We start from the raw sequence: 12,505 nt of genomic DNA on the forward strand, positions 1-12,505 counted from the left end.
AACCGGCAGCTTCTTCTTTTCTTCATTATTACTTTAGCGCTTTAAAGCAGCCGGGGACTGCACGGGTGTTGATTAGCTATATTTTTCCAGATGATTGAAACAGACTTCCCCTTCTTCCCAACCGTGATTTGATTGCGCAACTTACCTCTACAGGTAGGGTGCGTGCCAGGTAACGGCGAGTAAATTCAATGAAAGTGTAATCATACAAGATGGCCCACTCTTCTTTTGTATCATTATAAATACTGCGTAATATAAAATAACTGATAAGAGTGCCAAATACTTGGCTATAAACAGCGTTGGGGGAAAATCCAAACAGGTTGGAAAGGTCCAGATTTCCTTTTACCCAACGGAAAAATAACTCGATTTGCCAACGAAGCTTATAGATATAAGCAATGTCTTCTGGAGACATCATCATAAGGTTCGTCGCCACTCTTATTTGGTTCCCCTCGTTGTCCGTGAATGTAACTAGTCTGAAGCGATCCTCTGTCTTTCGGGAACCTTTTCCAATAAAGGCTGTCATGTCTTTTTTAATACGGCCTTCAGTTTCAAGTGATACACTGTGTTCCTTCTCTTCCGAGAGGGAGAAGAACTTAGCCACTCTAATGACAAAGTACTGTTCACGGTCATGTAAACACTGAAAGTCACTTGTTCTTGCATATCCTCTGTCAGCGGTGATGATGGAGAGTGGCTCTGGATCTTCATAGAGTTTGGGTGCCACCATGACATCGTGATGCCGTCCAGTTGTCTGGACTACTTGAGTAGGCTGACCTTCCTCCACATCGTATTTTGTATGAAGACGAATAGCGTGGCGGGTACGGGTGTAACCCGCCCAACACATGTCTGGGTGTTGGAAAGTGATCGTGGTGGAGTCAACGGCAAATAGCTTATAGGGTTTAAATAGGGCGCGACGGACTCTTCGTCCTAAGCGCTTAACGATACGGGAGAATAATTCTTGTAGAATTTGATAAGGAACTCTTTGGGCTTTTTTGGCGAGGGTAGAATGATCAACGGAAGGTAAACTTTCTTCCTTTGGCAATTTGGTCTCGGCATCTCGAAATCCTTCCCATTTTTTCGCAGAAGAAATAACAAAAAAATGTATCAAATCGTGGGCAGATAACTTCCTAGCTTTGTCTTCATAGCCCCATTTCTCACAAAGATTTGCCACTTCTTCATCCGTAATAATGGTTTGAAGGATTTCAGAAAGTTTGTTAAAGTTAGTCAATGAAACCACTCCCTTTTTGTGTTGTTAGCGGTAACAATCATTTTAAAAGAGAGTGGTTTTTTTTGTCTAATGAAACCGTTTATTTTACATATTATGGTTAATCAACACCCGTGGCCGGGGACTGTCCCCGGCTGCTTTAAAGCGCTAAAGCTTATATTTATATTGCTTCTACTATGTGCTTTCCTTTAGAATTGTACCTACATAATTCAAAGGTCATTATTGGAGAGAGTGAATGAATGGAAAAACAGATGGAAATTAGATATGACATCATGGAGGTTTGTCTTCTCGCGGGAAAAATCATGCTTCAAAGCGGGGCGGAAACCTACAGGGTGGAAGACACAATGATGAGGATAGCTGCCTCATTCGGGATTAAGGAATCCCATAGTTATGTAACGCCAACCGGCATTATCTTTTCAATTGAAACATCTGAGCCTACGAAAACCAAGCTGATCAGGATTTCAGAACGGACGACAGATTTGAAGAAGGTGACAGTGGTGAACAGCATCTCGAGGCGCATCAGCAGCGGAGATATCTCCATTGATGAGGCTTATCAGCTGTTGGAAGAGGCAGATGCTGCTACCATGCCGTTTCCTTTTAACATTCAAATCTTAGCGGCAGCCATGGCCAGCGGATGCTTCCTGATCATGTTCCAGGGAAGCTGGCATGACTTTCTGCCGGCGGTCATCACTGGTGGAGCCGGATTTTTCAGTCTGATCTATTTTCATAAGGTCGTACCGATTAAATTCTTTTCTGAGTTTCTCGCTTCTTTTACAATCGGGATGCTTGCCTTGGGCTTTGTCTGGACAGGATCAGGATTGGAACTGGATAAAATCATCATTGGCTCTGTCATGCCGCTGGTGCCGGGACTCCTCATCACCAATGCCGTCAGGGACTTGATGGCAGGGCACCTTGTTTCGGGTTTATCCAAAGGTGCAGAAGCTTTTTTAACAGCGTTTGCCATCGGATCGGGAATTGCCATTGTTTTTACATTTGTATGAGGAAAGATTTTCTGAATGGAGGCCATCAGCAGAATGTATATAATTGAACAAATCATCACCAGCTTCATTGCTTCCGCAGCTTTTGGCATTATTTTTAATGCTCCCAAAGAGTCGCTGGTCAAATGCGGCAGTGTCGGGATGTTCGGGTGGATCATCTATATCGTGATGACGATGAATGGTATGGATATCGTCCTCGCCACGGTGACCGCTTCATTTTTAATAGCAGTCCTAAGCCAGATTTTTTCAAAATTTTATAAAACACCTGTCATCATCTTCAGTGTCGCAGGCATCATTCCGCTGGTTCCAGGGGGGATGGCTTATGATGCAATGAGGAATTTTGTGCAAAATGATTACAACGCCGCTATCAGCCTGGCTGCCAAGGCATTCATGATTTCAGGTTCGATTGCCATCGGCCTCATCTTCTCAGAAGTGATTAATCAGGTGATAAGAAACAGAAAACTCAGTACATTGAAAAGCTGAGCAGACGTGGAGGTCGAGTATGGAAATAGAAACATTGAATATCTTTGATCGTGAGGGAAATCCCATTGGCACCGCTGAACGGGATGAAGTTCATCGCCAAGGGTACTGGCACGAAACCTTTCATTGCTGGTTCATAAAACAAGAAAAGGAAAAGTGCTTCCTCTACTTTCAGCTGCGGAGCAAGGAGAAGAAAGACTATCCCAATCTGCTGGATATCACTGCTGCCGGGCATATTCTTTCACACGAGTCACTTGAAGACGGCATCAGGGAAGTGAGGGAAGAGACTGGAATAGAAGTCCGATACAAAGAACTTCTTCCGATAGGCGTCATTCCCTACGAAGTGATAATGGGAGAATTTATTGATAGAGAAAGAGCCAATCTCTTCCTTTATGAGTTTCCTGGAACAATGGATGACTTTTCTCTGCAGACAGTAGAGGTATCGGGTATTTTCAGGTTGGAGCTCAGTCTATTTGAAAAGCTGCTTACGAATAAGATGGAATCCGTTGAATTGGAGGGATTCAGGATTGTTGATGATGAAAAAAGCGAGATCAATAATCTAGAAGTCCGAAAAGCAGATTTTGTCCCTCATGAAGATTCATATTATAAAAATGTGCTCGGGCATATCCGGAAAAATTATCGAAAGTAACCAATCCCACCGCCAAATCGGCGGTTTTTTTTATGTTTTCTATTGGATATCCCACACCACCCTTTTTTCCTATGCCTTGAGTCATGAGGCAAACCAAAAAGATGGTACAAGAACAGACTTCATACGGGTGTTTCTTAAGGTGCCAAGCGTTTGCTCTTTTCCAGCCTTTTTAAAAACTTCCCATCCTGTACATAGATTGTTAATAATTTCGTAATATTTACCTTTTACTATGTAATCAAGCACCAAGAATGACACATCACATAACTCCCAGGATATAAACGAACGATTATAAATCGATAGAAACGTATAGGAGGAAACAGTATGTTTGATCAAAACAATCGCAATGATGAAATTCAGGATACTGAAGTCAAAGAAACAGAAGTGAATATGAACAATGAAGAAAGACAAAGATCTGAAAAGCCGAAGAAAGCGCCAAGAGGAAGAGGGCTGCTTCAAACGGTTGGCGCAGGTATCATCGGTTCTGTCCTTACGCTGACAGTATTGCCGCAAACAGATTATTATCAAAACCTTGCCCGGGACAGTGTCCAGGATAGTGCAGGCGTTACCCAGCAGGCCGAAACACCGGCTGCTTCAACGCTGAACGCTTCCAACGTATCCACCGAAGGGGATATTACAAGTATCGTTGAAAACGCGTCTAAAGCAATAGTCGGCATTGAAAATTACCAGGAGCAAAGCAATCCATACACCGGGGGATCACAAGAAGCGAAGGCAGGAACAGGATCAGGTGTCCTTTTCAAGAAAGAGGGTGACTATGCCTATATCATTACAAATAACCATGTAATCGAAGATGCTTCAAATATCCAGGTTTCCCTCTATGATGGTCAAAAAACGCAGGGAGAGCTGATTGGTGCCGATCCATTGACAGACCTTGCCGTTGTGAAAATTGATGCTAAATATGCGGACAAGTTGATAAATGTCGGGGACTCCAGTTCACTTCGTGCCGGAGAACAGGTGATTGCAATTGGAAACCCGCTTGGGCTTGATTTATCGAGAACCGTCACTCAGGGAATTGTCAGTGCGGTAGACCGGACGATTTCTGTCCCCACTTCTGCTGGGGAATCAGAGTTGAACGTCATTCAAACAGATGCAGCTATCAACCCTGGGAACAGCGGCGGTGCTTTAATTAATTCAAAAGGTGAGCTGGTTGGAATAAACAGCTTGAAAATCTCGACTTCCGGAGTGGAAGGCCTTGGGTTCGCGATACCAAGTAAAGAGTTCCAGCCGATTGTTGACGAAATCATTAAAACAGGAAAAGTTGAACGTCCTTATATCGGGATTGGCATGACAAGCCTGGCAGATGTGCCGCGCAACTATATTCAGGAACTGCCGAATGAAGTGCAGGCAGGTGTTATTGTTGCCAATATAGATCAAACATCAGCAGCAGCAGAAGCCGGAATCAAAGCGGGAGATGTCATAACGGAGCTAAACGGTGAAGCAGTGGAAACACCTGCAGATTTGAGAAGGCAGTTATACTCTGGCTTAAAAGTGGGAGATAAGATTGATCTCACAGTCTACCGCGGAGCCGAGAAAATGAATATCACATTGACACTGACAAGCAATGAAATGATTAACTAAAAACGGATAGAGAGGTGCCTGATGCAAACCAGATTTGTACCAGCGCACCGAAGAAAAAAAGCAAAAGTAAAGGGAGAGCGATAAAGTGAATAAAAAGAAGAATCATATCAAATTACTAAGTTTAATTGGAAGTGTTGTACTAGTGGGCCTGATCATTACCGGCTTTGTTTTTTCTAAAGAGGAAGTTGTCGCAAAGGTAGGGGATAAGGCCATCAGCAAGGATGATCTTTACACAATGCTGGTGGATCAGTATGGAGAAGCTGCACTGGACACGCTGATTGCCGACAAAATTGTTGAACTGGAAAGTAATGAACAGGATATAGAAGTGAAAGGAAGTGAAATAGAAGAAGAACTGCAGAAGTTGAAAGATACGTATGGAGACCAAGAGGCATTCAATCAGGCAGTCACCTCCAGCGGAGCAAGCATTGAGAGTGTGAAAGCTAATATCAAATCGTATTTGTTAACTGAGAAATTACTTAAGGACAGAGTCGAAGTTACGGATGATCAAATCAAAGAGTATTTTGAGACGAATAAAGATTCCTTTGCTCAACAAGAGCAGGTAGAGGCCAGCCATATTTTAGTTGAAGAGGAAGAGACAGCGAAAGAAGTGAAGGAAAAGCTGGATAATGGAGAGGACTTCGCAGAACTGGCAAAAGAATACTCTACTGACACTTCAAACGCTGAATCCGGCGGTGAGCTGGGCTTCTTTGCCAAAGGCGAAATGGTTGCAGAGTTTGAAGAAACGGCCTTTTCTATGAAGAAAGGAGAAATAAGCGACCCGGTAAAAACAGAATTTGGGTATCATATCATCGAGGTGACAGATAAAAAAGAGCCCAAGGAAGCCGTTCTAGAGGACCATAAAGAGGAAATCAAAGATATTCTGTTTGACCAGGCTCTGCAAACAGAATACCCGACTTGGTTAGAAGAACAAAAAGAAGACTATAAAATCGAAAATCTTTTATAAAATTCATGTTCCGGAAATGGATTGTTCACAGTTTGGAAACAACTTCTGGAGATACTGACATTGCAAAGCACCGATTCTCTTCAATGTCAGTTACATAAAGGGATTCAATGCTTTAGCCAAAAAAGGAGGAAACTAAAATGATCAAGAAAAAACGACTTACTTATGTATTGACAGGTGCACTTGCTGTCGGGATTTTTGGAGCAATACCAGCTTTTGCAGCAGAGGATGATCCAGCACAATCAAACGATTCAGCCGCTGCCAGCGCTGGAAAAGCTGTTGCATTCGGAGGCCATCATGGCGGGGGACATGGAAAATTCGGTTTAGATGAAACGCAATTGAAGGAAAAAGCTGAAGACCTGGGAATTGACACAGCTGATAAGGATACTCGTGAACTGGCCAAAGAAGTCATGGAAGCGGAGCTTGTGAAAAAAGCAAAAGACCTGGGAATTGAAACAGAAGGAAAAGACAACCACACCATCATGGAAGAAATCCGCCAGGCACAGATTGAGTCAAAAGCAAAAGAACTTGGCATTTCCACTGAAGGAAAAGAACAGGACGAATTGGCCCAGGAGGTAAGAGAGGCCTTGGTGAAACAGGAAGCCAAAGAGCTGGGAGTTGAGACTGAGGGCAAGGAATTGGAAGAACTTGCAGATGAGGTAAGAGATGCTGCTTTGCAAAAGCAGGCGAAGGAACTGGGAATTGAAACAGAAGGAAAGGATTCACACGAGTTGCAGCAGGAAGTTTTTGATGCTTCCATCCTGAAAGCTGCTAAAGAGCTGGGCATTGACACAGAAGGTAAATCAACAAAAGAACTTATGAAGGAAATCATGACAGACCACGCCGCTGAAGCGAAAGAACTGGATATCTTCCCATTCAATAAGGATAAAGGTTTCTTCTTACATGGAGGAAAAAGAGGCCACCACGGGCCAGGACATGGAAAAGGTTTTGACAGAGAGGCTGAACAAAACACAGACGAATCAGCAGCAGACTCAGAAGAGACACTATAAACCAATCGTCTACAGGAAAATCCCCGCCCATAGCGGGGGTTTTTCGTATTGTTTTAAGAAAGCCCCCAAGGGAAAACTGTTAGAAGAAATCGAAAAATAATATTATAATTTAGATAGAATCATAAGCGTTAACCGGGAAAGGACGATATGGATGAAGGTACTGGTAGTAGAGGACAATGAGAGTGTCACTTCAATGCTGGAAATGTTTTTTATAAAAGAAGGAATTCAGGGGGAATTTGTTCATGATGGAACGGAAGGATTCCAGCGTTATAAAGAGGGTCAATGGGATTTAGTGATTTTGGATTGGATGCTGCCAGGAATGGACGGTGTGACAATCTGCCGGAAAATCAGGGAGGAGGGAACCAATATTCCGATCATTATGCTGACTGCAAAAGATAGTGAGTCTGATCAGGTTCTTGGGCTGGAACTGGGAGCAGACGATTATGTCACAAAGCCTTTTTCACCGCTTGCGTTGATGGCAAGGATCCGCGCAGTCACCCGCAGGTATCAAGGTGAAAAAGATAATGCTTCCAAAACCCCGGATGTATCAACAGCTGACTTTCAAATCAGTAAGGAAACGAGGGAGGTATTGCTCAAAGGCGTCCCCCTTACCAATCTCACGCCAAAGGAATTTGACCTTCTCTATTATCTTTCACAGCATCCGCGCCAGGTATTCTCTAGAGAACAGCTGCTGGAGCGGGTATGGGGATATGATTTTTATGGAGATGAACGGACAGTCGACGTCCATATCAAGAGGCTTCGAAACAAAATTGCCAGCAATGAAAAGCCGTACCTTCATACAGTGTGGGGAGTAGGGTATAAGTTCGATGAAGCGGCGGCCGAAAATGAAAATTAGGTATCTTTATCAGCTGCTCCTGAGCCATACGAGCGTGCTGATCATCGCCTTTATGATTCTTGGCACCCTGTTTTCCCAATATGTCGAAAACCTTGTATATGAAAATAAAGTCGAGGAATTGAGTTCTTATGGGGAAGAGATTTTATCTGATTTGGAAAGGCCCAGTCCGAGAAGGCCCCTTTATCTCGAGCAATATAGCAACCTGCTTCATGCTAGGGACATTGATTTAATCACCTTTAATGAAAATGGAGTCGTTTCCTTTTCGCGCGGAGGTGTGTATCCCCAAATTGAACTGACGGAGGATGAGTGGCAAAAGATTGAGAGAGGCGAAACCGTCCCGCTAAAAAAAGATTTCGGCCGCTTTGATCAGGCGGTTTCCCTGGTCATCATGCCAAGGATCATCAATGACCAGCTCGCCGGCGGCTTGATTCTTATCTCCCCGATCAGCGGAACCAGGGAAATGCTGAGTGAAATCAATAAATACTTGCTGTATATTGTCCTCATTTCATTGGCGATTTCACTTTTGCTCAGTCTGTTTTTATCCAAGCTGCATGTAAAGCGAATACAGCGCATCAGGGACGCGACTTCCCTTGTATCTTCAGGGAATTACGATGTCCATGTTCCAAGCTCTAACTTTGATGAAATTGGTGACCTTGCTGGTGATTTCAACAATATGGTCACTAAATTGAGGGCTTCCAAAGAAGAAATCGATAATTTGGAAAACCGGAGAAGGCAGTTCATGGCAGATGTCTCCCATGAGTTGAGAACCCCTTTAACAACGATCCGCGGTGTCATTGAAGGAATACGCAATGACATGATTCCTGAAGAGCAAAAGGAGAAAAGCTTCGGGCTGGTCAGCCAGGAAACCCGGCGGCTGATCAGGCTTGTCAATGAAAATCTGGACTATGAAAAAATCAGGTCCAATCAGATTTCCATCATGAAAGTAACGGTTCCACTCCTGGATATTCTTGAAGTCATTAAGGAGCAGCTTGATTTTCAGGCTGAGGAAAAACAAAATGAGATTCATATCGAGGCTGATCCCGCCATTAAGGTGTACGCAGATTATGACCGCCTCATTCAAATCCTCATCAACATTACCAAGAACAGCATACAATTCACTGATGGCGGGTCGATTTGGCTTAGGGGGATGTCATCTGATAGTGAAACCTTTATTGAAATCGAGGATACCGGAATGGGCATGGATCCGGTTGAAGTTGAATCAATCTGGCGCCGGTTCTATAAGGCCGACTTGTCTCGGACCAATAATCCATATGGAGAATTTGGACTGGGCCTGTCCATCGTTAAACAATTGGTGCTGATGCACAAAGGAACAATCGAGGTTTCCAGTGAAAAGGGCAAGGGGACTAAGTTTGTCATCAGGCTGCCCCTGGAAAATAAAGAGGGCTGATCCATAGGGTCAGCCTTTTTATCATGGAAAGATTTTATAGCAGGACTTCACTCACTTCCAGTGGCTGCAGGGCATTGGTTTTATCCACATAAATAAACGCATCATAGCGTTCTGACATGATGGATGGAACATAGTTTCCATATTGCTCATACTGTGGCCGGTACACAACACCGATTGCCCTGTGTCCAAGCGGAGTGTGGAAATTTTTCCGGTTTTCTTCATTGAAAATCAAAATCTGGTTATGGTCTCCGGCTTGGTGCATCGCATCTTCCCAGCTGCCTCTCCGTGCTGGAGGCACTGTCATTCTTTCCAGATTCATTCCCCATTCCTCAGAGGCGATCACGGAACCGCTGTGCGTTCCAAAGCCGACAATATAAACATCTTCTTTGGGGTTCTGTTCACGGACGATCTGGCCGACATTTGTCATGCCTGCTTCCATCATATCTGTTGCGCGCGCATCGCCGACATGGGTATTGTGCTCCCAAACAATCACTTTGGCATCTTCTCCGTACGATTTCATGACTGCATTCAAGGCTTCGACCATATGCTCGTCCCTGACATTCCAGGACTGTTCATCGTTGGTCACCATCGCACGGTAGTAATGCTCTGCATTGGCTGCCACCATTGCGTTCACTTCAAGATTCAGCTCCTGTTCATGGTCGCTCGTGTAATGGTCTTTATTCTTTCTGATGGTGGAAAGCAGCTGGATGACTTCCTCCGTGCAGTCGTCGCCAAGGAAGCCGGCTGAAACGGCATATTCCTGAGCCTCTCGATTAAAAGGTTCAAAACAGGAAAATGCTTTTCTTGCTTTCTCAAGATCAGGTGAGTCCGTTTTTTCTAAATAGCTGATGACTTCCTCCATTGATTCCCAAAGACTGTACACGTCAATTCCATAAAAGCCGACTTTCCGCTTTGGGTCGGTGTTCGAATTGTATTCCTTAAGCCAGGAAATGAGTCCGGCCACCTCTTCATTAGCCCACATCCATGTCGGCCAGCGTTTGAAGGACTGCAGTACTTCACGCGGATTTTGCGTTTCGTCATACCCTTTAATATATCTATTGACACTTTGCGAAGCAGGCCAGTCTCCTTCCACTGCAATGATGTTGAACCCTTTTTCCTCAATCAACCTTTTTGAAAGCGCAGCCCTGATTTTATAATATTCGGAAGTCCCATGTGACGCTTCACCAAGAAGCACAATCCGGGAGTCCCCAATTTCATTGATGATTCGATCAAGATCGCTATCTGACTTATAGTCGGTTGAATACTCTTTTATTGATTGAATAGTAGACTCATTCATTCCTATGACCTCCCATTGCTTTAACGCGTCACCGCGATGGGGGACAGTCCCCTGTTACTTTAACGCGTCACCGTGTTTTAGAATTTAATGATATTTCGCGTCATAACTGTTTCCGCCTGCATGTACTGAAAGAAGAGTTGCGGCATAACCGACGAGCCGATTGACAAGTTCATCGCCAACAGCATAAACAAGATGATGTTGATCCGGTTCATGAAGCGTCGGGTCATCCCAAATGACCGTCGTATTGATGAACACATCCTTATTTCCAAGCAGATCATAATGAATGATCACCTTTCCAGCCGCACCGCCTGACCGCGGATCTGAGTAATCCGGGAGGAACACGTACCACTCCTCCGCACTCGGCGAGCGGAAATTCTTCGTGAACGTCATTCCGCCTACCTGCTCGTTGATTTGCGACTGCTGCGCTTCACTGAGTAAATCAAACTGAGGTTTTTCCATAACGTCAGTCCTTTATCGATTGATATTGCTAGCTTGCCCCATTAAAAAAGTCTGTAGTATGTAATTAGTCTAAATCGTAGGAAGGTAAACGGGATAAATGTGGAAATAGGCTGAGGGTTGCAGGAGAAATAAGGTGAGATTGCCTGCTTGGTGCATAACTTTCAAGTTGAACGCATACCTACTTCATTCACTCAAAAAGGTTTATAAAATGCATTATTAAATCTAAAAAGAATGTATAGTGCAAATAAAAAAGAAATATTCTTTTGTGATGCCGCATTTGACCAATAAGAGAGCTTTATCCAAAGGGCAGCCGGTTACAAAGGCCAATGTTCAGATTAATATTTAAGCTTTTTCTCTGCAGAAAAAAGTATCCTATCGTTCATGGTCCTCGGATTTCCTCATTAAGAGATTGCGACAATCTTAATTTCACCTTTTGGTAACCAAGAAGAAGTATCACCAGTTCAGCCTGGCCGGGACAAATGGTTTTGGCCTGCATGTCAAAAAGCCTCGTGCTGTTCATCAAAAACCTGTCTGTAATGATCTCTTTTTGCTAGATCTTTCGATAACTAATCATCAGTCAAGAGAGTTTCTTAAGGGTTGATTCCCGGACCTAACTGCTTCTAAACGGACTTACATTTATGCCACAAGATTCCCTACGATTACCCCGCCTGAATAAAGGGAAAACAGACAGCAGAAAGGAGGCACACATATGAATTGGATGCCATTGATTTTGGCACTGATCCTGGCGGTTGTGCATGTATCTGCCAGAAGGATGGTGTTTTTGGAATCAATCCCGAGAAGCAAGTTTCTTTCCATTGCCGGCGGTGTGTCTGTCGCATATGTATTTATTCATATTCTTCCAGAGTTGAAGGAGCATCAGGAATCGATTGCGGAATCGGCTGAGATCCTATCATTTCTTGAACTGCATGCATATTTGATCGCTATGCTCGGTCTTATTATTTTCTATGGCTTGGAAAAAGCAGTCCAGGATTCTAAGAAGAAAAGCACCGACTCTGAAAATAAGCCAAAAAAGTCAGCGTTTTGGGTGCATATCAGTTCATTTTTTGTTTATAACGGGTTGATAGGATATCTTCTTGTTCACAGGGAGGAGTCCGGCTTGTTGAACCTGCTCTTGTATGGAATGGCAATGTCACTTCATTTTATCGTGGTCGATTTTGGTCTGCGCGAGCACCATAAGGACAGGTATGACAGGGAAGGACGCTGGATTCTGGCTTCTGCCATTATAGTCGGATGGGCAATCGGAACTTTGACAGAGGTTCCCGAAGCCATACTTGCACTTCTGTTTGCCTTCTTGTCAGGAAGTATTATTTTGAATGTACTGAAAGAGGAGATCCCGCAGGAGCGTCAAAGCAGTTTCTGGGCGTTTACGATTGGCGGGATTGCATATGTCATCCTGCTGTTAAGCGTGGGATGAGGGAAGACGGACGTGGCGCCGTCTTTTTCTGTGTGAAAATGAACACTTTAGTACATTAACGCAGCCGGGGACAGTCCCCGGCTGCGTTAACGCGTTAATGCACAAGGGGACTGTCCCCTTGTGCTTTAAAGGGCTAA

General features: G+C 44.0%; 12 protein-coding genes. 9 read left to right on the top strand and 3 right to left on the bottom strand.

The genetic code is table 11. The features are described from left to right. Positions 1 to 76 precede the first annotated feature (76 nt). A complete protein-coding gene (locus AC4E8A_RS04400) occupies positions 77 to 1,222 on the bottom strand; it encodes an IS4 family transposase (RefSeq protein ID WP_490195193.1) in 1,146 nt (381 codons plus the stop codon). Between the two features lie 236 nt (positions 1,223 to 1,458). Here AC4E8A_RS04400 and AC4E8A_RS04405 point away from each other — a divergent pair, with 236 nt between their 5' ends. The 8 genes from AC4E8A_RS04405 (at position 1,459) to AC4E8A_RS04440 (ending at position 9,177) form a co-directional block, all read left to right on the top strand. Further along, positions 1,459 to 2,220, top strand: coding sequence for a threonine/serine exporter family protein (locus tag AC4E8A_RS04405; protein ID WP_490197079.1), 762 nt, complete (start codon positions 1,459 to 1,461; stop codon positions 2,218 to 2,220). Between the two features lie 33 nt (positions 2,221 to 2,253). Further along, positions 2,254 to 2,700: a threonine/serine exporter family protein gene (locus tag AC4E8A_RS04410; RefSeq protein ID WP_490197080.1), complete on the top strand. Its 447-nt coding sequence runs from the start codon at positions 2,254 to 2,256 to the stop codon at positions 2,698 to 2,700. Between the two features lie 19 nt (positions 2,701 to 2,719). After that, positions 2,720 to 3,346 carry an NUDIX hydrolase gene (locus tag AC4E8A_RS04415; RefSeq protein ID WP_490197081.1) on the top strand — a complete coding sequence of 209 codons (627 nt, stop codon included), beginning with the start codon at positions 2,720 to 2,722 and terminating at the stop codon, positions 3,344 to 3,346. 321 nt (positions 3,347 to 3,667) lie between these two features. Beyond that, on the top strand, positions 3,668 to 4,942 hold the full coding sequence (locus tag AC4E8A_RS04420) for a S1C family serine protease (RefSeq protein WP_490197082.1): 1,275 nt from the start codon (positions 3,668 to 3,670) through the stop codon (positions 4,940 to 4,942). Between the two features lie 85 nt (positions 4,943 to 5,027). Next, positions 5,028 to 5,906 (top strand): foldase protein PrsA, encoded by an 879-nt coding sequence (locus AC4E8A_RS04425; RefSeq protein WP_490197083.1) that lies wholly within the window; start codon positions 5,028 to 5,030, stop codon positions 5,904 to 5,906. A 137-nt stretch (positions 5,907 to 6,043) separates the two neighbouring features. After that, the gene (locus AC4E8A_RS04430; RefSeq protein WP_490197084.1) at positions 6,044 to 6,913 is read left to right on the top strand and encodes a hypothetical protein; all 870 of its coding nucleotides are present in this window, start codon (positions 6,044 to 6,046) and stop codon (positions 6,911 to 6,913) included. A gap of 151 nt (positions 6,914 to 7,064) precedes the next feature. Next, positions 7,065 to 7,769: a winged helix-turn-helix domain-containing protein gene (locus tag AC4E8A_RS04435; protein WP_490197085.1), complete on the top strand. Its 705-nt coding sequence runs from the start codon at positions 7,065 to 7,067 to the stop codon at positions 7,767 to 7,769. Beyond that, positions 7,759 to 9,177 (top strand): sensor histidine kinase, encoded by a 1,419-nt coding sequence (locus tag AC4E8A_RS04440; protein WP_490197086.1) that lies wholly within the window; start codon positions 7,759 to 7,761, stop codon positions 9,175 to 9,177. The genes AC4E8A_RS04435 and AC4E8A_RS04440 overlap by 11 nt, the downstream gene beginning before the upstream one ends. Before the next feature lie 34 nt (positions 9,178 to 9,211). On the opposite strand, the gene AC4E8A_RS04445 is transcribed toward AC4E8A_RS04440, so the two are convergent. Both AC4E8A_RS04445 and AC4E8A_RS04450 read right to left on the bottom strand, forming a co-directional pair. Then, on the bottom strand, positions 9,212 to 10,474 hold the full coding sequence (locus tag AC4E8A_RS04445; protein ID WP_490197087.1) for an erythromycin esterase family protein: 1,263 nt from the start codon (positions 10,472 to 10,474) through the stop codon (positions 9,212 to 9,214). Between the two features lie 84 nt (positions 10,475 to 10,558). Further along, positions 10,559 to 10,933 (bottom strand): hypothetical protein, encoded by a 375-nt coding sequence (locus AC4E8A_RS04450; RefSeq protein WP_490197088.1) that lies wholly within the window; start codon positions 10,931 to 10,933, stop codon positions 10,559 to 10,561. 709 nt (positions 10,934 to 11,642) lie between these two features. On the opposite strand from AC4E8A_RS04450, the gene AC4E8A_RS04455 reads away from it, so the two are divergent. After that, positions 11,643 to 12,368 carry a hypothetical protein gene (locus AC4E8A_RS04455; RefSeq protein WP_490197089.1) on the top strand — a complete coding sequence of 242 codons (726 nt, stop codon included), beginning with the start codon at positions 11,643 to 11,645 and terminating at the stop codon, positions 12,366 to 12,368. Positions 12,369 to 12,505 lie beyond the last annotated feature (137 nt).

This window comes from Bacillus sp. SRL337, assembly GCF_984799155.1.